Raw genomic sequence first — 24391 nt, 5'->3', positions numbered from 1 at the left:
AATTATGCAATAGTTATAATTTTACATAGCAAATATGAGTTTTAACTGCGGTATAGTTGGGTTACCAAACATAGGAAAATCAACCTTATTTAATGCACTTACAGAGTCAAGTACAGCCGAAGCTGCAAATTATCCTTTCTGCACAATTGAGCCAAATATAGGCAAGATTTCGATAAAAGATCAGCGTTTGAAACAAATCGCAGCAATTGCAGGCTCAGAGAAGATAATTTATAATCAATTAGAAGTTGTAGATATTGCAGGTCTGGTAAAGGGTGCGAGCAAAGGTGAAGGGCTCGGCAATAAATTTTTAAGCCATATCAGAGAAGTTGATGCCATCGTTCATCTGCTCAGGTGCTTTACGGATAACGATATCAGCCATATACACAGTAAAATAGATCCAATATCAGATGCTGAAGTGGTAGAAATGGAATTAATCCTAGCTGATATTGATAGCATAGAAAAAAGGCTGCCACAACTCGAAAAGAAGGCAAAGCAAGGTGATAAAGAGCTAAAGAGACAACTTGAATTAATGCAAGAGGTATTAGCTACTTTAAAATTAGGTAAACCTGCAAGAAGTTTGGAGAATATCGATGGAGATGAGATGAAGTCGCTTCAATTGTTGACAACAAAGCCCGTTATGTACGTTTGCAATGTTGAAGATACAAATGTTATAACTGGCAATGAATTATCTAAAAAGGTAGAGAGAATGGCGGAGGAAAATAAAAGCAAATTTTATTGCATTTCAGCAAAACTCGAAGCAGATATTGCAAATCTTGATAGTGAAGAGGAAAAACAGAGTTTTTTATCAGAATTTGGCTTACAAGAATCAGGCCTTGATGGAGTAGCGCGTATTATGTATGAAGTGCTGAGTATGATAACTTTCTTTACTGTGGGCCCCAAAGAAGCACGGGCATGGCCAGTAAAAATAGGGTCAACAGCCGATAAAGCAGCAGGTGTAATCCACACTGATTTTGAGAAAGGCTTTATAAAAGCAGAGACAATAAGCTTTGCAGACTACATAAAGTATGGAAGTGAATCAGCTTGCAAAGATGCAGGAAAAATTCGCTTTGAAGGCAGAGATTATATCGTACAAGATGGCGATATAATGCACTTTAGGTTTAATGTGTAGCTTTGGTTTTTTATCTAAGGCATTTTTTACTGTAGATTAATCATTTGATTATAGTATCATTTTAATTAAGCTTATGCTTGGGATATTTATGAAGAATATTTTATATTTTATATTATTAGCTGTCGTATTCGGATCACCCATCCTGTTTGCCGTAGAGCAGCTTGAAGAAAAGAAAATTGAATCAGTTCATAAAAACGAAAATGTAGGTGTAAGGAAGCAAGATAGCACAAATCAAAAAGATGAGTTAAAAAGCAACGTCGATGCTAAACAAACACAAGAGGCTGAGAGCAAAAGATTAGACGTCACTACCGATAAAGAGAAACTGCAACACAACGAGGACAAAGCTTCCGTGGTTGAAAAAACTATAAGTGAAGGTGAAAGGATTGATAAAGATTTGCCAAATGACCAGCTAGAAGGAAGCACAGACAAATTTGCTCAAAATTTACCAAATGTGGCCAATAAAGAAGTGAATAAAGATTTGAAACCAGAGCCTTTGCCTTTAAGTGCTGATTTAAATGAGAATACAGCTAACCCGCAAAAAAATCTACAAGCTGATCAGAAGATTGATATAAAAGACAATGAACTTTCAAAAAGTGATGCGAGTCAATTATTAGAAGAAAAAAAAGAAGAAGTAGGAAGTCAGTCTGAAGAAAAAAAAGTAAAAAGAAGAAGTAATAATTCTAAGGACCGCAATAGAGTAAAACCTATAACTAAAAAAGATGAAGAAGAGCAAAGTGAAAAGAAAAATTTACAAAAATGGACAAAGCTAAACAGAGAACCAATAAAAGAATGGGATCATAAAGATATACAAAGCAAGTCAATATATAAACGACAATATGATAGCCTTAATGAGCATCTTCCTACACCTATATTTATTGACGATTACAGTAAACAATTTTTTTACTGCATTAAGAAGAACAACTTAACTTGCTTAAGAGGAGTAATAAGTAAGCTAGAAAAAATTGGATTAACAATTCAAGAGATACTAAGATTTAGAAATAAATTGGGTGACACTCCTCTAATTTATGCAGTGAAGCAAGGTGAAATAGATACAGTTCGTTTTCTCTTATTACAAGGTGCTGATCTTAGAGTAGTTAATAATAATTTTCAATCCCCAATTGATATAGCAATCAAAAAAAAGCAGATCAATATAATAAATGCGATTGCCGAAATGATGCCACACCTTTTGGAGGATAGAAAAATAGACAATAAAGAAAGCTCAGCAATGTACGATTGGGCTGTAAAAACGAAAGAAATACAGTGCGATAAGCAAGATGATTAGATTCTTGATGTTAATTTTAGTTGGTCATTTATGTTATGGAAACGAAATAAATGATGAAAAAAATCCGATTAGTGATTTTTTAAACGCTCTGCATGATGTAAAATATGTATCTTACAGTAAAAAAGACTTTGCTGAATTTTTGGTGCAGTGCCACAAAGAGGGCGTGCCAGAAGATTTTAAGAAAGGTTTTGGTTCTAACTTAAATGGAGCTAATTTTAGTCAATTATATCTCAATAAATCTGTTTTTGATGGAGTAAGTCTGATTGGTGCTGATTTTTCTAACACCGATTTATCCTACGTGTCTTTCATTGATGTTGATTTACGTGGTGCTAATTTCTCCAATGCTAATTTACATAGCATTAAAATAAAAGGTACAAATTTGAGTTTTACAAAATTTGTTTCTGCAAACTTAACAGATATCGTATTTGATCAGTCTAATGTTAGTTATGCTGATTTTATCAGTTCCGATCTCAAAAAAGTGAGTATGCACAACGTAATTGGTTTGCATACTAATTTCTCGAATGTGAAAATGAATTTCTCCAACTTATCAAACTCAAATGTTAGCCACGTAAATTTTAGTGATAGTGAAATAAACGATACCGTTATGCAGAAAAACAACCTTGATAATGCAAGTTTCTTTGGAGTGGATGCATATAAATTAAAGATACAATTTTCTTCATTAAAAAATGCTAACATATATGGTGCAGAGTTAAAAGAATCAGACTTTACAGGTAGCAATCTTTCCGCTGCCTACCTTAATTCTTCTATCATAATTAACAGTAACTTCGATGAAACTAATTTAAGCAATACACAAATTTCCTATGTAAATGACGATAATTCAAGTTTCGTTCAATCTATACTAAATGGTTCCAAGATAAAGCATACATATGTTTCTGAAGCAAATCTTCAGGATGCTGATTTATCCAATATTGATTTTAGTTTTAGTGAACTGCATCAAGTTAATGTCTCTAATGCTGACATTCGTCACGGAAAGTTTCATAATACTAAAGTTGCGAATTCTAACATGAATGGCTCATTTTTTGACCATTCACTATTCACCTCTGCGAAGATAGAAGATTCAGACCTTTCTACAACTTCAATGTATAAGATAAAAATCCAAGACTCTCAAGTTTATAACAGTACACTTTCTCGCCATAATATTGATTCCAGTGAAATAGAAAATTCAACATTCTTTAATTTATTAGCTGATAATTCAAGCTGGTCTAATTTAAAAGTAACTAATTCAAATTTTATTGAAAGCGATTTCAGATCTTCTTTGCTTCACGCTAATGCCTTTAGGAAAACTAGCTTTTTTCTTAGCAATTTGAGCAATTCAACAATTAGTGATATGTCTTTTCACTCTTCAAGCATATATAAAAGTTCAGTTGCTGATGTTCACTTAACAGGTTGCAAATTTGATAATTCAATTTTGATTGACAATCAAGGGCAGGAGAAACTCACAGGTTCAGAAAATGCTATAACTTCAATTGAAGATTTGCAAGAGAAAATATCACAGGGTGAAAAATTTAATGTAAATTATTCTTACTTTGAATTTAAGGATATGAATTTAGAAAATGCTGATTTTGCTAATTCAACATTGAGTAGAGCAAAGTTTGTAAACGTTAATTTGAATAAGGCAAATTTTGAAAAAACCGATTTGCGCTATACTGTCTTTGATAACTCTTCTCTCATTGGCACCAACTTATCAAATTCTAATTTAGAAGGTTCTAGCTTTTTAAACTCTGATCCAAAAAGCACCATGTTAAAAAATGCAAAGAAAAATGACCGTAAAAAGTGAGGGCGTATTATTGGTTCTATCCTCCCCTTCTGGAGCTGGAAAAACTACTATATCAGCAAAATTACTTGAGCAATCAACTAATTTAGTTAGGTCTGTTTCTATGACTACACGCAAGCCTCGCCCCGGCGAAATAAATGGAAAAGACTATTTTTTCGTTACCGAAGAAAAATTTCACGAGTTATGCGAAGCTGGTCAGATGCTTGAATACGCCAAAGTTTTTGAGAATTTTTATGGTATACCAAGAGATTTTATAGAGCAAAACCTGAGCAGTGGAATAAGCGTTTTACTAAGCATAGACTGGCAAGGAGCATTTCACTTATTCAAGCTCATGAGAAAAAAAGTTGTGAGTGTTTTTATACTTCCCCCTTCAATGGAAGAGCTTAGGTTGCGTTTGCAAAAGCGTAATAGCAACAGTGCGGATGAAATAGAGCGCAGATTAGCCGAAGCTCAAAAAGAGATAAGCAAACGTGATAAATATGATTACGTAATAATCAATGATAATATTGATAAAAGTGTAGAAGAGATAAGCTCCATACTAAATAAAGAAAGGCTTAAAAAACTAAAAGAAAAACCAAGTCTGGAAGACTGATAAAAACATTAATGTATCTGTTTAGCAGAGTGGCAAAATAAGGTAGACGAGAAAAGACAACTATAGGAACAAATGGATGTCATGCCAGTGCGTGACACTGGCATCCAGTCCTTTTGCACAGTTTCATCAAAAACGTTGTAAAGCGCTTTCCTGTTTACCAACTTAGTGCCCAATCTGGATCCCAGTGTCAAGCCCTGGGATGACAAGAAAGGGAGCACTGGAATTTTTGTTTCAGCATTAGCCATGCATCTGAACAGATACACATTAATTTGCAGCTATAGTTTCTTATCCTATTTTAGCCAGTAGCAAGTTTCGCAGTTTAGCTATATTTATTATTTTTTAAGATTAAATGGTTAAAATAGTAGATAACTGTTCAAGTGAGGTTTAACTATGACGGCAAACTTTCTTACAGAAATTAATTTTCTGCCTTCTTACCTGCCTTTCTATCTGTATTTCAACTACATATAGCTAAAAGTAACTTAGGTTTACCGAAATATGTTTATGGTTAATTATAGGCGATATCTTAAGTTGTCATTCCAGCGCGTGACGCTGGAATCCAGATTTTTTAGACTGGATCCTATCATAGGATGACAGAAGCGGGTTTCGTTAGCTATATACAACGTTTGACTTAATTAAAAAAATTGAATCTTAAATTCAACTTTTTTGTTGTTAGTTTAAGTAGAAAAAACATCAGTGCTGACAACTTAAATAGCTTTTAATATTGAGGTTTTAGTATGAGTACAGATCTAAGTGCACTAGCTACTAATGCAAAAAAATTAGATGAATACATAGATAAAAATGAAAAGCGAGAGCAGGATAGAAAAGACGAGCAATTGTATGGCATTATAGAGAGAAAGGTAAAAAAAGAAGAGCATAAGCGTGAAAAACCAAGAAGTCGAGATGGAACCCTCAAGAAGTGCAAAAGGTTATTTGAGGAAGCTGAAGTATTAACTAAATTAGAAGAATCACTTAGAGAACAAGAAAAATATTATAGGTATTATGTCCAATGCTTTCTTCCAGTGCTAGATGAAGTAATAGAACGATCGAAAAAAATACCAGATGAAACAAAAGAGCGAGTAAAGCAAGTAATTTCTGAAATTATTTATAATAGCAAATATTGTTTTACCCACAACCAAAATGATCGTAGAAATAGTGAAGACAGTGGAATTGAAAGTGACTACGGTAGCGATGTTGAAGATGATCATAAAGTAGAAATAAGCAACGAAATAACAAATAGCAATGCTCTATTACTAAAAGCGATCAAAGATGGAAATAACAGGAAATTTAAAAAATATCTAAAAGATTGTACGGATATTAATAGTGTGAAAGGTGAAAAAGACAACAATATTTTACACCTTATCGTGTCGTTGGAAAAGAAACAGAAATGCAAGTTTCTAGGTACCCTAATAAAAACGGTCACCGAGGAAGATTTAGCACAACTCATTAATAGTGAAAATCAGGAAGAACAAACACCTCTTCATCAGTTGCTTCAGCATATAAAAGAAAAGAATGAGGATCGATCATGTACAGATAGAAAATTTGAAAAAACAAATAGGTATAAAGCCTTAGAGTTATTTCTACAAAATGGTGCAGATATTACTGTGCAAGATAAAGATGGAAAAAATGCTCTGCACTATATTGCTTCATTCAAAGGAGAACAAAAAGTTACATGTTTAGAGTTGATTTCAAATAAAGATGATGCTGTAAATACTACTAACAGGGAAGGATTAACACCTTTTCATCAGTTGCTTCAGCATATAAAAGAAAAGAATGAGGATCGATCATGTACAGATAGAAAATTTGAAAAAACTAAAAGGTATGAAACCCTAGAACTATTGCTAAAAAACGGTGCAGATATTACTGTGCAAGATAAAGATGAAAAAAATGCTCTGCACTATATTGCTTCATTCAAAGGAGAACAAAAAGTTACATGTTTGGAATTGATTTTAGGTTTAGTAAAAAATGGAACAATATCTAAAGATAAATTAGGTAAAGCTATAAATGCTAAGAATGGAGAAGGGAACACACCCCTAGAATTGGCATTAAAGAAAAAAGCAGAAAAAAGAAGTATCGAATACCTACCGCAAGGAACAATTTTTGATACAGCAACTGCTTATGACAATACAACAAAATTTTGTACAATGCTGCTAGAAATAGGCGCTGATCCCTGTTCTCTGGAGCTGAAAGATCCAAAATTCCATACTAAAAAGTACTATTTAACTTTACGAGATCTAAAAGATTATTCAGGGACTCCACAGAAAGCACAGGAGAAAGCTAAAGAACTAAAAGAGAAGCTTGAAGAAAAATACCACTGTAAAACTGCTTCAAAAAAATGCAAGTCTGGCATTAAAGAAGCAGGTTCTGGTATAAAAAAAGGAGTATCTGCTGTAGCAGGATTCATAGATCCAGCAAAAAGGACCCGCGAACTGTTAGCAATCACGATAACGACTACTGTTATTGCAATGGTAACATTTGCTTTCTTTCAGGGTCAAATGGCAATTGGAGCAGCCATTCCTATCATAGCTGTTGCTGGAGTTATATGCCTTACTTTAACTTTAGGATTTAGTGGTATTAAGAAACTTTTTGAAAAATCAACCAACAAAGCACAGGACACATTTAACGACAAAAACCGCTCTAATTCAACAACAGAGCAGAATCAAGCTTCGAAGAACCTTGTTAATAATGATCAACAGAATTTAAGAAATGAGACTAAAAATCAAGCAGTACAAGAGTCACCAAATCAACCAGAGCATACAGAAAACCCAGCTACTAAAATGAGCGATGTATCAATACTACGTCAATTCATGAATAAGCTAGATGGGCTGACTAATAAACCCTCTTCTCTGGCGCTATGAAATCAATCTCACCGCTCAGAGTTTTTTCAGCCACTTTTTTATAATCAATTTTTACGTTAATTTGCCCTTTCTTTTCTTCAGGCCACGCTATAGTGTGCTTCATCCAGTTTTTGTCATCACGTTCAGGAAAGTCTTCACGAGCATGGGCACCTCTGCTTTCCTTGCGATTAGCTGCGCATTCCATGGTAATAACCGCTTGTGGGATCATGTTAGCAAGCTCCAGTGCTTCAACTAAATCACTGTTCCACATCATACTGCGATCCTCAATTGCAATATCAGGCATCATTTTTGCTACCTTTTTTATAGCTTTTTTACCTTCTTCTAAAACTTCAGCAACACGGAAAACTGATGCGTATTTTTGCATAGTGTTCTGCATTTCACTGCGTATTTTTGCTACTTTTAGCCCACCGGAAGCAAATCGCATTTTATTGAATCTATCTACTATCCAGTCTGTGCAGTCTGAATGCAATTTTTTATGTGGTGTACAGGATTTTAGTTTCTCTTTTGCTCTGAGCGCTGCAGCTCTGCCAAAAACCACAAGATCAAGAAGCGAGTTAGAACCAAGTCGATTTGCACCGTGCACAGAGACACACGCAGCTTCTCCAATTGCAAATAGTCCATCTACCACTTCTTCCTTACCTTGCTTCAGCGTGATCACTTCTCCATAATAATTAGTTGGAATGCCACCCATGTTATAGTGAACAGTCGGAATGACCGGTATTGGATCTTTAGTGACATCAACTCCAGCAAAAGTTCTTGCGGTTTCGCTAATGCCCGGCAATCTGAGTTTTATTACTTCCGGATCAAGATGTGCTATAGTTAAATACATGTAATCTTTTTTCGGTCCAACTCCCCTTCCCTCTCTAATTTCAATTGTTATTGCGCGACTTACCACATCACGAGAAGCTAAATCTTTTGCTTTTGGTGCGTAACGTTCCATAAACTTTTCGCCCTGAGAATTAACGAGATATCCCCCTTCGCCACGGCACCCTTCTGTCATCAAGCACCCTGAGCCATATATTCCTGTTGGATGAAATTGTACAAATTCCATATCTTCAAGTGGTAATCCAGCCCTTACTACCATGCCATTACCATCACCTGTGCAGGTATGCGCACTTGTTGCAGAGAAATAAACACGTCCATATCCACCTGTTGCTAGCACCACCCTATGCGCGCGAAATCTATGTAATGTACCGTCGCATAGCGACCAAGCAAGAACTCCGCAGCATGCTCCGGTTTCGCTATCCATAATTAAATCAATCACAAAGTATTCAACAAAAAACTCAGCGTTGAATTTAAGACACTGCTGATATAGAGTGTGAAGTATTGCGTGCCCAGTTTTGTCTGCTGCCGCACAAGTGCGTTGAGCTGATTTTCCTTTACCAAAGTGAGTTGTCATTCCACCAAAAGAGCGCTGGTATATTTTGCCATCTTCTGTACGAGAAAAAGGTACGCCAAAATTTTCAAGTTCAATAACAGCTTTAGCAGCGTTTTTACACATATATTCTATTGCATCTTGATCACCAAGCCAGTCTGAACCTTTTATTGTGTCATATGCATGCCAGCGCCAATCGTCTTCACCGATATTACCTAAAGCTGCACTAATTCCGCCTTGTGCTGCAACTGTATGACTTCGTGTAGGGAAAATTTTAGAAATGCAGGCAACTGAAAAATTAGTTGCAGCCATCCCAAGCGTTGCTCTGAGCCCTGCTCCACCTGCACCTACTACTACCACATCATACTCATGTTCTATGATCTCATACGCTGACTTATCCATATTTACTTATTTTATCATTACAGGCTTATGATATCACAGAAGTAGAAAAAATCTATACAAGTTTTCTATAGCTATGCCGCCGCGGCGCTAACTAGTAGCGGAATGACAGCAATCCTACGTCATACCGCCGCAGTATCTCAGCCACTAACACGTAGCGGGATGACGGTTGTCAGGCTAGCCTGTCATCCCAGTGCCCCTATGATGTCATTCCAGTGCTTGACACTGGGATCCAGCTTTTTTGTAATTTTATTGAAAATGTTGTATAGTCGTTTGTTTACAATCAATTTTTCTGGATCCCAGTGTCAAGCACTGGAATGACACCCTACTTAGCCGTCATACCGCGATTCATTCGCGGTATCTCTAACGCGAATTCTGGATTAAAGGAGAATAGAAAAGGCAGAAAACAGGGTAAACTCAGCAATTATAAAAAAATAGATGAGGTTACCCATGGAAGATATAACAAAACTGTTTTGTTTGGTCGATGATTTTTGCAGAGATATAGAGAAAATTTTGCAGGCAAACTACTGCCAAATGGTAAAAAACCCACAAGAACAACGGAAATTGAGCACTCTGAAATCATGACAATAATCCTGCTATATCAACAATCTCCGTGTAAAAATTTCAAAACTTTCTATCTACACTACCTAACGTTGCTCTACAAATCAGAGTTTCCAAAGTTGCCTTCATATACCAGGTTTGTTGCTCTAAAGCCTAGGGTTTTGTGGCATTTAGCAATGTTGTTGCATTGGCTTTGTGGACAGTCAGAAAACACTGGAATTTCATATATAGACACAACTCCCATTGCAGTTTGTCATGCAAAAAGAATATCCAAAAACAAAGTTTTTGCTGGAATTGCAAAATTAAGCAAGAGTACTTACGGCTGGTTTTTTGGTTTCAAATTACATATGGTAATCAATGAAAATGGTGAAATTCATGCACTTACGCTAACAAAAGGCAATGTTGATGATAGGATACCTGTGCCAAATTTGACGGAAAAATTAACCGGCCTTTTGTTTGGTGACAAAGGTTATATTGCAAAAGAGCTTTTTCAGAAGCTGTTTGACCGAGGTTTGAAACTTGTTACCAAGGTGAAAAAAGGTATGAAAAATACATTAATTTCGCTAAATGAGAAGATTTTACTGAGAAAAAGGTCTATCATTGAGACTGTTTTTGGTTACCTAAAAAATAGACTAGAAATTGAACACACTCGCCATAGATCCCCTGTTGATTTCTTGGTTCATATCTTTTCTACTCTCATCTCCTATTCCATCAAATCCAAAAAGCCTTCTATTTCCTATACTTCCTTCCTTAATCCAGAATTTGCGTTTTTAAGGAGATGTTCGAACATGCTGGAGCTAAAGTTCCAAGTGATCCTATTTTGGAAGAACTGGTTATCAATTGTAATCAAGCAGGGTACGTAGGTGCATTATACGCTGAAGATAAACCTCTTTTTCATGTAGCTACGGCGCATGAGTTAGTTTTCGGTTCTAGTCATATAACATATATTAATTGTAGTGATCCAAGTCATGCAGCAATCAGAATTGAAGAAAAAATTGCAGTTTGCACTTTAGCAAAACCAGAAGAAGAATTATGTAAATTGGATAGCTCACTAGAATTCACACTTGAATCTCAAGATGGGAAAGATGATGTGACATATAAAGATGGTAAATTGTTGCTCACTGTTCCTCGAAAATTGAGAGATTACAAAATTGATGGCAGAAATTTATTTGATGTCATTAAGGAGTATTTTTACAAATTCTGCGAGAAGCTAGGATTTAAGTTAAAAATAGAGCATAACTTGGATAAGCCACTAGAAGTAAACAGCCATCTGGAAAATATGGAACCCCCTATTCATAGTAATGAGCACGGCCTGAATTAAAATATCTTGAGCTCATTTGCACAATCAATCACTTCAGCATTTAGAAATTGGTTTTTAAACCAGGTATACTGACGTTTCGCGTAGTGTCTTGTGTTTGTTTGAGCAATTTGTATCGCTTCGTCTAAAGTAATCTCACCTTTCAAGTACTTTATAATTTCTGGCACTCCGTGTGCTTTCATAGCTGGTAAATGTGGGGCTAGGTTCATGCTAAGTAACTTTTTTACTTCATCAATTGCTCCATTTTCAATCATTGTAATGAAACGAAAATTTATTTTTCGGTATACATCTTCACGTTTAGGCAGAATTGTGTATATCTTAAAGTTATTGAATAAAGGAGGCTGTCTATTTTCTTGCCATACAAAGATTGTCTTACCAGTTTCAGTGATAACTTCAAGTGCCCTTGAAAGGCGGTGCGAGTCATTCATGAATACTTTACCTTGAATCCTTGGATCTTTGCTTAGCACTAATTTGTAAAACTCATCTTTACTTAAATTTTTCCTTAATTCGCTTACATTTTTCCTCACTTCCTGACTTATTTGTGGCATTGATGATAAGCCTTTGATTAAACTGCTGATGTAAAGCCCGCTTCCTCCAGTGATGATAGGTATTTGAGCATTTTCTAATGCGTGATTAACTTCTTTTTCTAAATCCTCTAACCATAGACCCACGGAATAATTTTCTTTTGCTGAAACATAACCATATAATTTATAAAATTCTTCTTGCTTTGGTGGTTGAGCAGTAATTATGGGAATTTCTTTGTATACCTGCTTTGAATCACAATTTATTATGCTGATATTATTATATTTTTCTATCAGGTTATCACACAATTCTGATTTACCTGAAGCTGTAATTCCTGTAATGATTACTATATTATTTTTCATTTATATTAATTTAATTAACATATGATAAGGTGTAGTAAAAATTTGGATTCTACAATCTAAAGTTTGGAGATTTTTATGGCAGAAAACAATGACAATAATTCATTTACTAAGCGTTTTACAAACAGGACTCCTGGCGGTACAGGGGAAGGTTTTTCCAGTAAGTATTCATCTGGAAATACCAAGGAACGTGCACTAGGAGCAAAAGGAAAAATTTCTGAATTGGCAAACAAAAAAACCGAATCCAAGGAAGCTTTTTCTGAAAGTGGCGGCATAAAAAGTAAAAGCAGAACTGTCAATGAAAGATCTTTTGCTGATGCAACAAAAAGAAGTAGGTCAGATCTTATATATTTAGTCCGTGGTAAAGATCGTGGAAAATCAGCGTGGCATTATGTATTAGTTGATAAAGAGAAAAGAGAAATGTTTTTAGCAAAAAGCAGAACTGGCTCTATAGATGTTGCAGACTATGGAGAGATTTTGTATTCAGGATGGGGAGAGGATCCACCACAGGCAATAGTTGATAAAGTCAATGAAGAGTTTGGATTGTAGCAAGTCTGCATAACAAATGGTAAACTGCGTTGCATTACGTTCACAAAAACTAGCAGTTACTATATAAGATACAATGCAACAAAACTGATCTAGTTGTTATGAATAAGTTTTGAGCTATATGGTATCTAAAATAATAAATGCAATACAGAACAACTTGTTAGTGTGTTTTCCAACAGAAACAGTGTATGCTCTTGCTTGTAATTCACTAGATAATGAATCTATAGGAAAAATATATCAGATAAAGAAACGCTCTCAAAATAAGCCACTCTCCATATTTGTTAGTGATATTTACAATTTGATAAAAATAGCAAAGGTGAAGGAAAGATATATTGATTTAATAAACCACTTTTCTCCTGGACCGATTACCTATATTTTACCACTTAAAAACAATAATATATTGCCAAACGCATTCTTTAAAGATAGTATAGGCATCAGAATCCCTGAGCATCCTATTGCAATTTCAATATTAAATAAACTGAAAGTTCCAATAGTGGCAACTAGTATAAATATTTCAGGAGAAAAAAGTGTATGTAAGGCAGACGATATACCACAATCCATTAAGCAACATTTATCTGCAGTGATTGAAGATGATGAATTAGTTTCTGGTATAGAATCTACTATTATTGACTTAACCGAAGATAAGATTAAGGTTTTAAGGGAAGGTGCAATTTTATTATAAACAGTAACCAATGCATTTGTAAACTAAGATCTATAGGAGAAAGAATGAAAAAAGTAATAGGTCACAACCAGCCAAAAAAAAAATTAATGAATAACTTATCTGTTCAGTCTTGGCTGATCTGTGGTAAAAAAGGTATAGGAAAAGCAACACTTGCAAAATCCTTCTCCAATTGGTTACTCATAAAAAGCTATAATGAAGTAGCATTGGACTTACACATTGTTGAAGGTGATACTATCGGAATAGAAAAAGTCAGAGAGATGAAAAACTTTCTACACTTAAGTCCCATTCAATCAGAACACAAAATAGCTATAATAGATAGCTTAGAGGCAATGACTAATAACGCTAAAAACGCAATATTGAAAATATTAGAAGAGCCGCCAAAAAATTCTAAGATATTTATAATTAGCCATAAGCCATATGATATACAAACTACTATCCGGTGTAGGTGCTTTCAGCTAAATTTACTTCCATTAACTTATGATGAAACAAAGCAAGTTGCTTCATCTCAATGTAAATTTGATGATCAAACGTTTGATGAAATGATCACTTTATTTCCTGGAATGCCAGGAATGATAATAAATGCAATAAGTAGTGATGCTTATGAAGCATACAAATGCTTTTATAAATTTCTTCATGATTTAAAGAATCCCAATATGATTAATAAAGTAATTAATAGCGAAATCGAACTAGAACTAGCATCATATATAATTCAGGCCTTCATTTTAGAAAGCATAAAGAGAGAGGTAAATGGTGTTGAAATTCTGCTAAGTCAGTGGAAAAAAATAGATAAACTTTTCGTTGCCGCAAAGCAACTCCACTTAGATAAAAAGCATGTTTTAGCTAATGTAGTTAATATCATGACATAAGTTTACGAAGTATAATACTTTTAACATAAATTCATGATAAAATTCTGTTAATTTAATACTCGAAGTATATAATTTGACTGATAATAAATTAACTGTATGGCAATCAATAGAAGTTTTGACGAAAGCCATATTGAACATGCAGAAAAAATTAAGCTTAATTAAGAATATAGCTTCAGATCAAGACGTAACCCTATAAACGCGAATTCTGGATTAAAGGAGAATAGAAAAGGCAGAAAACAGGGTAAACTCAGCAGTTATAAAAAAATAGATGAGGTTACCCATGGAAGATATAACAAAACTGTTTTGTTTGGTCGATGATTTTTGCAGAGATATAGAGAAAAATTTTGCAGGCAAACTACTGCCAAATGGTAAAAAACCCACAAGAACAACGGAAATTGAGCACTCTGAAATCATGACAATAATCCTGCTATATCAACAATCTCCGTGTAAAAATTTCAAAACTTTCTATCTACATTACCTAACGTTGCTCTACAAATCAGAGTTTCCAAAGTTGCCTTCATATACCAGGTTTGTTGCTCTAAAGCCTAGGGTTTTGTGGCATTTAGCAATGTTGTTGCATTGGCTTTGTGGACAGTCAGAAAACACTGGAATTTCATATATAGACACAACTCCCATTGCAGTTTGTCATGCAAAAAGAATATCCAAAAACAAAGTTTTTGCTGGAATTGCAAAATTAAGCAAGAGTACTTACGGCTGGTTTTTTGGTTTCAAATTACATATGGTAATCAATGAAAATGGTGAAATTCATGCACTTACGCTAACAAAAGGCAATGTTGATGATAGGATACCTGTGCCAAATTTGACGGAAAAATTAACCGGCCTTTTGTTTGGTGACAAAGGTTATATTGCAAAAGAGCTTTTTCAGAAGCTGTTTGACCGAGGTTTGAAACTTGTTACCAAGGTGAAAAAAGGTATGAAAAATACATTAATTTCGCTAAATGAGAAGATTTTACTGAGAAAAAGGTCTATCATTGAGACTGTTTTTGGTTACCTAAAAAATAGACTAGAAATTGAACACACTCGCCATAGATCCCCTGTTGATTTCTTGGTTCATATCTTTTCTACTCTCATCTCCTATTCCATCAAATCCAAAAAGCCTTCTATTTCCTATACTTCCTTCCTTAATCCAGAATTTGCGTTAGTAATGGGTCAACATTTCAAGTTAACTGGTCAGGAGTTTTGTGATAATACTGACCTGTTCAACGTATTGGAAGTAGAAGCTAAGCAAGTTGTAGACAAGAATTATGAAGAGCTTAGCGCAATTTTGAAGAAACAGCATAAGCAGTTAATTCTTGTAAATCATCCTGACAAGGGTAGAGATAAAAATAGATTTGATCAAATTTATAAAGCTTATCAAGAACTAAAAAAATATATTGAACCTTTGGAATCAGGAAATCCTTGTGTTAAAGTCAGTGTTGGTGCTGAAAGTAATGGACGTTTAACAGCATGTGAATTTCATTATAGAAAGAAGCTGTTCGATACACTAGGGATTGGTGAAGAAGCTATAGGTAAAGATTTTGATGAATTGACTTCTATATTAAAAAAGAATGATAGTGCGTTTGAAGAGGATGTGGAATACTGTTTTTTAGGAGATATTTATAGCAGTTTTTTTAGATCGTCAGACCCTGGCGAGCTTAATAAACGCTTATCAAAACCTAGTATGCGGCTATTTCTTTATATTTCTCCTCTAGAAGAAAAGAGAAGCCTAATTGAAGAAGATAAAAAGACATTAGCATTGAAATTTATAGAGCGTAAAAATGCTCTACTGCTCGTCCAAAAAATAAGTGTTCTAACCTTAGGCCTGTTAACCACAGTTACTATAGGTTGCTATTTTTCATGGTGGATCATAGCATTTAATATCATTATTAATAACGCCTCTCATTTATTAATACGCGAATTCTGGATTAAGGAAGGAAGTATAGGAAATAGAAGGCTTTTTGGATTTGATGGAATAGGAGATGAGAGTAGAAAAGATATGAACCAAGAAATCAACAGGGGATCTATGGCGAGTGTGTTCAATTTCTAGTCTATTTTTTAGGTAACCAAAAACAGTCTCAATGATAGACCTTTTTCTCAGTAAAATCTTCTCATTTAGCGAAATTAATGTATTTTTCATACCTTTTTTCACCTTGGTAACAAGTTTCAAACCTCGGTCAAACAGCTTCTGAAAAAGCTCTTTTGCAATATAACCTTTGTCACCAAACAAAAGGCCAGTTAATTTTTCCGTCAAATTTGGCACAGGTATCCTATCATCAACATTGCCTTTTGTTAGCGTAAGTGCATGAATTTCACCATTTTCATTGATTACCATATGTAATTTGAAACCAAAAAACCAGCCGTAAGTACTCTTGCTTAATTTTGCAATTCCAGCAAAAACTTTGTTTTTGGATATTCTTTTTGCATGACAAACTGCAATGGGAGTTGTGTCTATATATGAAATTCCAGTGTTTTCTGACTGTCCACAAAGCCAATGCAACAACATTGCTAAATGCCACAAAACCCTAGGCTTTAGAGCAACAAACCTGGTATATGAAGGCAACTTTGGAAACTCTGATTTGTAGAGCAACGTTAGGTAATGTAGATAGAAAGTTTTGAAATTTTTACACGGAGATTGTTGATATAGCAGGATTATTGTCATGATTTCAGAGTGCTCAATTTCCGTTGTTCTTGTGGGTTTTTTACCATTTGGCAGTAGTTTGCCTGCAAAATTTTTCTCTATATCTCTGCAAAAATCATCGACCAAACAAAACAGTTTTGTTATGTCTTCCATGGGTAACCTCATCTATTTTTTTATAATTGCTGAGTTTACCCTGTTTTCTGCCTTTTCTATTCTCCTTTAATCCAGAATTCGCGTTATTAATAGGTCATTATATGAAAAAGTATGCCAACTCAGAAATTTCTACTGATGAATTCATGAGTAAAATAAACTATATCGCACTAGGTAGTAAGCTTCTTATCAACTATCCTTTAGATGCTTTTTCTGTTTATCTACTTACAACAAATTTCATTGCTAATAGATTAACTGTTGGTGGAACCATACTTGGTTCACTATTGTTATTGGCAGTATTAATTGAAATGTTAGCTCCTGTTTTCTCAAAAGGCTGTGAAATATATGCTGAAAAGCACACAAAAGATTTACTAGAAGAGGATCCAAGAGATAGGGTGCAAAAGGAAACTGACCTGTTAGAATGGTATGATCCACGAAAACTGTTAATGCCAATTGTTATGCCTCTTATTAAAAAGTGTTTTGCGGAAGTGGCAAGCGAATTTGCTGAGAGGAATTTTGATGAGGTAAAAACTGATATGTCTGATGTTAATGCTGAAGGACTATCTAAGCCTAAAGGAATTGAATTTGCACAGCAACCAGTGTAGTATAAGCTTTTAGCTCTATGCATGGACTCAAAAAAAGTAGAACTGATATTTGAAAAATTCAAGCAATCAAATCCTGCACCAAAAATAGAGCTGAATTATACCAATGATTTTACGTTATTAGTTGCGATAGTTCTATCAGCGCGAACAACTGATATAAGCGTTAATAAAATTACAAAGGAGCTATTTAGTATCACTGATACGCCAGAAAAAATGCTGGGTTTTGGGCAGAGTGAGCTAAGAAAATGCATAAGCAGTATTGGTTTATATAATTCCAAAGCAAAAAACATAATCGGGCTCAGCAAAATATTGATTGAGAGGTACAATAGCAAAGTGCCTACTGATTTCGATGATTTGGTGTCTTTGCCGGGAGTGGGAAGAAAGAGCGCTAATGTGTTCTTAAATTCGGGGCTTGGCATTCCAACATTGGCAGTTGATACTCACGTTTTTAGAGTGAGCAATAGAATCGGGCTTGTGAAAGAAAAAGATGTGTTTAAAACAGAACAATCTCTTTTAAATGTGGTTCCCAAAAAATACCTGCTTTATGCTCATCATTGGCTAGTTTTGCATGGTAGATATGTTTGCAAAGCACAGAAACCTTCGTGTGAAACGTGCATAATTCATGATTTATGTGAATTTGAGTGCAAAAGGTATAAAGTCTAGTATTTCTTTTTTTGTCATCCAAGTAGCTATAGAAACGAAAAAACTTACTTGACACATTTTGCTGGAATGATACAAGTTATTATTCAAACAACAGTTATGCAAGAGATCTGATTACATCTAAGCTAACAATGGACCACTAGATATATTACTAACCACGTTGACCTGATTCAATATTTTATTAGTGGGATTGAAATAATTTTCTATAAATTCCTTATATATAGCTGTTAACTTGTGTATATCGTTTACTGATACGCATTCGTTTATCTGATGTGCGGTTTTGTTGATTATACCAAATTCAATCACTGGACAAACATCTTTGATAAACGCAGCGTCAGATGTGCCACCACTTGTGCTAAGTATAGCATCAATGTTGGTAACCTTACTTATTGCATCAAGCATAATATCAGTATTTCTATCGGGAGTAGAGAGGAAAACGTCCCTGCTGCTATGCACAGAAAGTTTATAATCGCTAGTTACACTGGAGCATATTTCATCAATCAGCTTATATAAGCCACCCGGTGTTTGTTCATTGTTATATCGAATGTTAAAACGTGTAGTTGCTGAGCCAGGTATTAGATTGCTAGTATTATTTCCAACATCGATAGTAGTAACTTCGCAATGTGAACGCTGAAAATATTTATTACCATGATCAAAAGTAGTATTTTTTACCTTACTCAATATCGATATTACCTTATATATTGGATTGTCTGCTAGGTCTGGGTAGGCAACGTGCCCTTGTTTTCCATGGCAAATTAATTCAAATGTTACAGAACCTCTTCTGCCTATTTTTATGGTATCACCTAATTTCTCACTACTGGTTGGTTCGCCAACCACACAAAAATCTATCTTTTTCTGCTTATTTTTCATCCATTCCAAAACTGCCTTTGTTCCATATTCTTCCATGCTTTCTTCAGCACTGGTAATCAATGCACTTATCGAACCATTAAATTGAAACTTCTCTGCAATCAAATTTACCATAGCAGCAATAAATGCAGCTACTCCGCTTTTCATATCAGCGGCCCCTCTTCCATATAGCATTCCATCCCTCACTTCTGGATTAAATGGACCAAATGCCCAATCTTTTAACTGACCCGGTGGTACAACATCAACGTGCCCAGCAAAGCACAAATTTGGTACTCCATTTATATATTTCGCATAAAGATTTTTAACTTTATCACCAAATTCTAAAATCTCACAATCAAAGCCGCTCTTCTTGAAGATTGTTGCTATATACTCTATTGCCCCGCTGTCTTCTGGTGTTATACTCTCAAAAGAGATCAATTTCCTAGTTAGCTCTACAGGGTCAATTTTCATGTCAATCTTAAAATACTTATACTGCTATATTGTAAACACTCTATGCACTATTTAAAACAAATATTACATCAAACCGAACAAACTTTTCTAAGGGAAGTAATAACAGATTACTACCTTGCTGATGATATCTATGAAATATGCACACGACACGGAAATGACGTCTTTCTAGTTGCAGATAAAAATACAGCAAAACTTTTAAACAAAAACGTACTTAATAAAATTCCTAACTTAATTATTCCAGCTCCACCTGTCATTCCAGCGCGTGACACTGGAATCCATAAGTTGTTTTCCTGGATCCCAGTGTCAGCTACTTGCATGACACCAAGCAGAGCTGCCTCTCTTGAAACCGTAGATCTAGTTAGAAACAAAGCAAAAGACAGTGACTTAATAGTTGCATTTGGTAGCGGCACTGTTAACGATATCTGCAAATATGCAAGCTACCTCGAGAAAAAAGATTATATATCGTTCCCAACAGCCGCTTCTATGAATGGATATACCTCTGCAAATGCTTCAATATTAGTAAATGGATATAAAAAATCGTTCAAAGCACATCTTCCAAGAGCAGTATATATAGATATAGACATACTTGCCAATGCACCACTGCGTCTCACATTGAGCGGATTTGCAGATTTCATTTGTCGTTCAACAGTTCAGGCTGACTGGCTACTATCTCATTTGTTGCTTAGCACAGAATACAATGAATTACCTTTTACACTTGTTCGCGATTTGGAGCAAATTTTGCTAAGAGAGTATACGGCGCTTACTAAAAGAAGTAGAAAAGTGGTCCTATTACTTATGGAAGTTCTACTAATTTCAGGACTTGGAATGGTAATATCAAAAGGCAGCTATTCTGCAAGCCAAGGAGAGCATATGATAGCTCACGCAATGGAAATGGTAACAAGAGATCATTCCTTACTACATGGCGAGAAAATTGCTGTTACGACGATTACCATGGCTAATTTGCAGGAAAAGATATTATCAATACAAAACCCGATTATCAAACCGACCACTTTAGATGTAAAACATATAACTCAGTGCTTTGATAATATCGAATTTGTAAGAACTTTTGAACAGAAGCAAATTATGCAGCAAAAAATCCAAGAGATTATTTGCAAAGAATGGCATAATATTTCCAGTTTAATTAAGCAAAATTTACTACCTGCAAAACACCTGCAAAAAATATTTGAAGATCTATCAATTCCACACTTACCAGAGCACCTCAGTTGGAATAAAGAACAATATTGTAAAGTGGTCGATCTTGCGTTTACAACAAGAGATAGATTCACCTTTCTTGACTTAGCTAACTGCATAGAAGAAAGTTAAGTTTTGTAGTGAAATTCTGTCATTTAAAGAGATCATAGGCCAAAAGCTAAACCCTTTTCACAATCTCTTATCCATTGTCTCCTCACCTGAGTGGATATACAACTCATTCCAAGTAACTGACACTGGGTTTCACCAATAGCACTGCTTTGCTAAACATAGTTTAGTTCGAGTGGCTGAGGAGGGACTTGAACCCCCGACCAAGAGATTATGATCCTCCTGCTCTACCAACTGAGCTACTCAGCCTAATTAAAAACCTTATTATACACACGATCTATATGTTTCGTATAATACTTCAAATCAAACAAAGATTCAAGTTTTTCCGAGTTAATAACCTTAAGTAAGGGTTTATCTTGTTTCAATTCGGCCAGAAAATCACTGTTGTTTTGTTTCACTTTCATTGCATTGCTCTGAACAATTTTATACGCCTCTTCCCTCGCCAAACCACTATTTACTAACTCAAGCAATACACGCTGTGAGAAAACTAAACCTTTTGAAGAATTTAAGTTCTTTTCAATGTTTTCCTTATTGATCACCAATTTATCTATCAAATCTGTTAATCGCACTAAAGCAAAATCCATTGTTATACAAGCATCAGGAGCAATGCATCTTTCCACAGACGAGTGTGATATATCACGTTCGTGCCACAATGCAACATTTTCTAACGCAGGAAAAACATAACTGCGTATTAAACGTGAGAGTCCAGTCAGATTTTCACTTAAAATAGGATTACATTTGTGTGGCATAGCAGAGCTTCCCTTCTGCCCAGTGGAAAAATGCTCAGAAATTTCGCCGATTTCAGTTCTTTGCAAATGACGAATTTCAACAGCAACATTTTCTATTGAGCTTGCAATCACTCCCAAAACTGAAAAGAACATAGCATGTCTATCACGAGGAATGACTTGAGACGATATGATTTCAGGTATGAGTCCTATTTCTTTCGCTACATATTCTTCAACAAACGGATCAACATTTGCAAAATTGCCTACTGCACCTGATATTTTACAAATTGAGATCTCTTTTTGCGCGCTAATTAATCTCTGATAATTGCGTTTAAATTCAGCATAAAATCTGGCAAATTTTATTCCAAGAGTTGTTGGTTCTGCATGCATTCCGTGACTGCGTCCAACACAAACAATATCTTTATAGTCCTCAGCTTTTTTTTTTAATGCTGCAAGTAAATTTTTTAGATTCTCGAGCAAAATATCACAGGACTCTTTCAGTTGCACCGCAAGGCATGTATCCAAAACATCAGAACTTGTCATTCCATGATGAAGATAACGAACATCAACTCCCGCTTTTTTAGCAATATGTGTCAGAAAAGCTATAACATCATGTTTTACAATGGATTCAATTTCGTTGATACATTCAACATCAAATTCAATAGCACCAGAGAGGTTCTCAGCAATATTATTCGGAATCACTCCTAACTTTGCTTGAGCTTCACACGCTAATTTTTCTATTTTAAGCCATATATTAAATTTATTATTTTCCTCCCAAATGGAAAACATTTCTTTTCTGCTATAGCGGGGAATCATTTTTGATTTATTCCAATAATGGTGTCATTCCAGTGTGTGACACTGGAATCCAGGTATAAAAGTATTTGCAAATTATTCAATGGACAACGGATTCTAGAAGCATAAAATAATGTCCATGATGAAATAAACTGGATCCCAGTGTCACGCACTGGGATGACAGGAGGGCAGCACTGGGATGACACCAGCTTAGCCATGGCAGGCATTTCTTTACGACTATAACAAGGGATCATCTTTGATCAGCTATCATCACCATCAGTAGCTTCTTTATTCGCATCTTGTTCTGCCTCTTGTTGCTCAGATTTCTGATTTTGCAATTTTACTTGCCTTAGCTCATTTGCATCTGTTTCGGATTTCACGACGTATATAGTAATTGGTACTACTACTTCACTATGTAATTCTACGTTTACTTGGTATTCACCCAAGTTTTTGATGCTTATTCCACCAAAAGATAAACTACGGTGATCTATCACATGTCCTTCTTGTAGTAAAACTTTCGCAATTTCACGTGTTGTCACAGAACCAAAAATTTTACCATCCTCTGAAGCTTGCTTTATTAATACCACAAACTTATCATGTAGTGACAATGCAAGCTCTTTTGCTACATTTAATCTTTTTATATTCTCTTCTTCCAGTAATAAACGTTGTTCCTCTAGCTTTGTTAAATTTTCCTTGGTAGCTTTCACCGCTTTTTTTTGTGGAAAAAGAAAATTACGTGCATAACCTGGTTTAACTTTGACAACTTCACCAAGCTTACCTAAAGTCCTTATATTTTCCTTTAAAATTATCAACATAAATTACCTAAACTTTTTTAGTACAGTAAGGAATAAGAGCTAAAAAACGTGCCCTTATGATCGCTAAGCGTAACTTCCTTTGTTTTTTTGCACATACGCCTGTTAATCTTCTAGGTAATATCCTACCATAGTCAGAGGTAAACTTGGATAATAAATCTATATTCTTATAATCTATGTCTTCATCTTTAGACGCAGCAAGAGGGCAAACTTTAGAACGCCTAAAGCCAGTCCTATTATTTACAGATACGTAAGAATTATTAAAACTATTTCGTCTTTTCATCATTATGCGCTTTGCTCCTCAATTTGTTTATCCATCATATAAGATTTACCTTCAAAAATTTTATCAACCTGCACAGGAAAGTGGCGAATAACGTTCTCATTAAGTTTTATTCTACGCACAAATTCATCCAGAATGCTTGCAGTAGAACTTATGCACATTATACAATAATGACCGCTCTTCATTTTATTTGTGTGATATGCAAAATCCAAAAGACCCCAATGTTCATACTTGATTAATCCTGATGCTTCAATGTTTTTCAAAAGCATTTCCAATGCTTTGCTCGATTGAGTTGGACCGTTTATTCTAAAATCTTTCAAAATATCTTGAAAAATCTTTATTAGATGTTCTGAAATATTTCTCTTCAAAGCATTTACTGCGTTATGGATAAACGCACTTTTAGTACTGCCTCCTAGAAATTTTGTAAAATCTTGCGTTATTCCTAAATCTTTTAGGTCATCTTTCAACTCTTTATCGATTTTTGACTTCACTTCTTTCAAATTTGAAAAATCTTCTTCTAATTCAACCCATAAAATTTTTGTAAGATCTTCCAAGAAATCAGAGTAAGCAACTAGACTTTCTTTAATGTTCTCAGCACGCACTTCTAACTCTTGTTTTGTAAGCTTGTCATTTCCTTTTTTCAGAATATCCCTAATTTGCTGGAACATAACATCTGTTTTAATGTTTTTCAACAAGACAGCTAGCTCTTGGACCATCTCCTCTACTTCTTGCCGTAATAATCCTTGTTGTGCTATAAAAGTAAATTCATAAAGATTCACTATATCTTCCTTTAATGCCGATTAAATATTTCATTATA

General features: G+C 34.9%; 19 protein-coding genes, 1 tRNA gene and 5 pseudogenes. 16 read left to right on the top strand and 9 right to left on the bottom strand.

Annotation, left to right across the window (positions count from 1 at the left end):
* The first annotated feature begins 34 nt into the window (after positions 1–34).
* From ychF to OPR17_RS02795, 5 genes are all read left to right on the top strand, one after another.
* Positions 35–1129, top strand: a complete 1095-nt coding sequence (ychF, locus tag OPR17_RS02815) for a redox-regulated ATPase YchF (protein ID WP_265022011.1) — start codon at positions 35–37, stop codon at positions 1127–1129.
* Between the two features lie 88 nt (positions 1130–1217).
* Positions 1218–2411, top strand: coding sequence for an ankyrin repeat domain-containing protein (locus OPR17_RS02810; protein ID WP_265022010.1), 1194 nt, complete (start codon positions 1218–1220; stop codon positions 2409–2411).
* Positions 2404–4209: a pentapeptide repeat-containing protein gene (locus OPR17_RS02805; protein WP_265022009.1), complete on the top strand. Its 1806-nt coding sequence runs from the start codon at positions 2404–2406 to the stop codon at positions 4207–4209. The genes OPR17_RS02810 and OPR17_RS02805 overlap by 8 nt, the downstream gene beginning before the upstream one ends.
* The gene (gmk, locus tag OPR17_RS02800; protein WP_265022150.1) at positions 4193–4798 is read left to right on the top strand and encodes a guanylate kinase; all 606 of its coding nucleotides are present in this window, start codon (positions 4193–4195) and stop codon (positions 4796–4798) included. Before OPR17_RS02805 ends, gmk begins: the two co-directional genes overlap by 17 nt.
* Before the next feature lie 734 nt (positions 4799–5532).
* Positions 5533–7653: an ankyrin repeat domain-containing protein gene (locus tag OPR17_RS02795; RefSeq protein WP_265022008.1), complete on the top strand. Its 2121-nt coding sequence runs from the start codon at positions 5533–5535 to the stop codon at positions 7651–7653.
* Here the strand turns inward: OPR17_RS02795 and sdhA are convergent.
* The gene (sdhA, locus tag OPR17_RS02790) at positions 7625–9430 is read right to left on the bottom strand and encodes a succinate dehydrogenase flavoprotein subunit (protein ID WP_265022007.1); all 1806 of its coding nucleotides are present in this window, start codon (positions 9428–9430) and stop codon (positions 7625–7627) included. The genes OPR17_RS02795 and sdhA overlap by 29 nt on opposite strands.
* A 299-nt stretch (positions 9431–9729) precedes the next feature.
* On the opposite strand from sdhA, the gene OPR17_RS02785 reads away from it, so the two are divergent.
* From OPR17_RS02785 to OPR17_RS02775, 3 genes and pseudogenes are all read left to right on the top strand, one after another.
* Positions 9730–9915 (top strand): hypothetical protein, encoded by a 186-nt coding sequence (locus OPR17_RS02785; RefSeq protein WP_265022006.1) that lies wholly within the window; start codon positions 9730–9732, stop codon positions 9913–9915.
* A pseudogene (locus OPR17_RS02780) lies at positions 9878–10740 on the top strand (IS982 family transposase); the annotation flags it as partial. The gene OPR17_RS02785 and the pseudogene OPR17_RS02780, both read left to right, overlap by 38 nt.
* A gap of 14 nt (positions 10741–10754) precedes the next feature.
* Positions 10755–11309, top strand: a pseudogene (locus OPR17_RS02775) (hypothetical protein); the annotation flags it as partial.
* On the opposite strand, the gene miaA reads toward OPR17_RS02775, so the two are convergent.
* Positions 11306–12190: a tRNA (adenosine(37)-N6)-dimethylallyltransferase MiaA gene (gene miaA, locus OPR17_RS02770; protein WP_265022005.1), complete on the bottom strand. Its 885-nt coding sequence runs from the start codon at positions 12188–12190 to the stop codon at positions 11306–11308. The pseudogene OPR17_RS02775 and the gene miaA sit on opposite strands and share 4 nt — an antisense overlap.
* 75 nt (positions 12191–12265) lie before the next feature.
* Between miaA and OPR17_RS02765 the strand changes: the two genes are divergently transcribed.
* The 5 genes and pseudogenes from OPR17_RS02765 to OPR17_RS07620 form a co-directional block, all read left to right on the top strand.
* Positions 12266–12736, top strand: a complete 471-nt coding sequence (locus tag OPR17_RS02765) for a hypothetical protein (protein WP_096616617.1) — start codon at positions 12266–12268, stop codon at positions 12734–12736.
* Positions 12737–12854: 118 nt separating this feature from the next.
* Positions 12855–13415 carry an L-threonylcarbamoyladenylate synthase gene (locus OPR17_RS02760; protein ID WP_265022004.1) on the top strand — a complete coding sequence of 187 codons (561 nt, stop codon included), beginning with the start codon at positions 12855–12857 and terminating at the stop codon, positions 13413–13415.
* 44 nt (positions 13416–13459) lie between these two features.
* Positions 13460–14281: an AAA family ATPase gene (locus OPR17_RS02755; RefSeq protein ID WP_265022003.1), complete on the top strand. Its 822-nt coding sequence runs from the start codon at positions 13460–13462 to the stop codon at positions 14279–14281.
* Positions 14282–14561: 280 nt separating this feature from the next.
* Positions 14562–15425, top strand: a pseudogene (locus tag OPR17_RS02750) (IS982 family transposase); the annotation flags it as partial.
* 21 nt (positions 15426–15446) lie between these two features.
* Positions 15447–15872, top strand: a pseudogene (locus OPR17_RS07620) (J domain-containing protein); the annotation flags it as partial.
* A 315-nt stretch (positions 15873–16187) separates the two neighbouring features.
* On the opposite strand, the gene OPR17_RS02745 reads toward OPR17_RS07620, so the two are convergent.
* On the bottom strand, positions 16188–17072 hold the full coding sequence (locus OPR17_RS02745) for an IS982 family transposase (protein ID WP_265022002.1): 885 nt from the start codon (positions 17070–17072) through the stop codon (positions 16188–16190).
* Positions 17073–17155: 83 nt separating this feature from the next.
* Between OPR17_RS02745 and OPR17_RS02740 the strand changes: the two are divergent.
* Both OPR17_RS02740 and nth read left to right on the top strand, forming a co-directional pair.
* Positions 17156–17674, top strand: a pseudogene (locus OPR17_RS02740) (molecular chaperone DnaJ); the annotation flags it as partial.
* A 21-nt stretch (positions 17675–17695) separates the two neighbouring features.
* Complete coding sequence (gene nth / locus OPR17_RS02735; RefSeq protein ID WP_265022000.1) at positions 17696–18334, top strand: endonuclease III; 639 nt, start codon at positions 17696–17698, stop codon at positions 18332–18334.
* A gap of 117 nt (positions 18335–18451) precedes the next feature.
* On the opposite strand, the gene dapE is transcribed toward nth, so the two are convergent.
* On the bottom strand, positions 18452–19648 hold the full coding sequence (dapE, locus tag OPR17_RS02730) for a succinyl-diaminopimelate desuccinylase (RefSeq protein ID WP_265021999.1): 1197 nt from the start codon (positions 19646–19648) through the stop codon (positions 18452–18454).
* A gap of 42 nt (positions 19649–19690) precedes the next feature.
* Here dapE and OPR17_RS02725 point away from each other — a divergent pair, with 42 nt between their 5' ends.
* Positions 19691–20971 (top strand): iron-containing alcohol dehydrogenase, encoded by a 1281-nt coding sequence (locus OPR17_RS02725; protein ID WP_265021998.1) that lies wholly within the window; start codon positions 19691–19693, stop codon positions 20969–20971.
* Between the two features lie 170 nt (positions 20972–21141).
* Here OPR17_RS02725 and OPR17_RS02720 read toward each other — a convergent pair.
* From OPR17_RS02720 to OPR17_RS02700, 5 genes are all read right to left on the bottom strand, one after another.
* Positions 21142–21214, bottom strand: a tRNA-Met gene (locus OPR17_RS02720).
* A complete protein-coding gene (gene purB / locus OPR17_RS02715) occupies positions 21214–22506 on the bottom strand; it encodes an adenylosuccinate lyase (protein ID WP_265021997.1) in 1293 nt (430 codons plus the stop codon). The genes OPR17_RS02720 and purB overlap by 1 nt, the downstream gene beginning before the upstream one ends.
* A 236-nt stretch (positions 22507–22742) precedes the next feature.
* The gene (gene rplI / locus OPR17_RS02710) at positions 22743–23297 is read right to left on the bottom strand and encodes a 50S ribosomal protein L9 (protein ID WP_265021996.1); all 555 of its coding nucleotides are present in this window, start codon (positions 23295–23297) and stop codon (positions 22743–22745) included.
* Between the two features lie 7 nt (positions 23298–23304).
* Positions 23305–23580, bottom strand: a complete 276-nt coding sequence (gene rpsR, locus OPR17_RS02705; protein WP_007548890.1) for a 30S ribosomal protein S18 — start codon at positions 23578–23580, stop codon at positions 23305–23307.
* Complete coding sequence (locus OPR17_RS02700) at positions 23580–24353, bottom strand: 30S ribosomal protein S6 (RefSeq protein WP_265021995.1); 774 nt, start codon at positions 24351–24353, stop codon at positions 23580–23582. Before OPR17_RS02700 ends, rpsR begins: the two co-directional genes overlap by 1 nt.
* Positions 24354–24391: the final 38 nt, after the last annotated feature.

The organism is Wolbachia endosymbiont (group A) of Icerya purchasi (assembly GCF_947251635.1).
GTDB lineage: Bacteria > Pseudomonadota > Alphaproteobacteria > Rickettsiales > Anaplasmataceae > Wolbachia > Wolbachia pipientis.
Note: the sequence above shows the minus strand (reverse complement) of the source record. Positions and strands in the feature narration are given on the sequence as shown.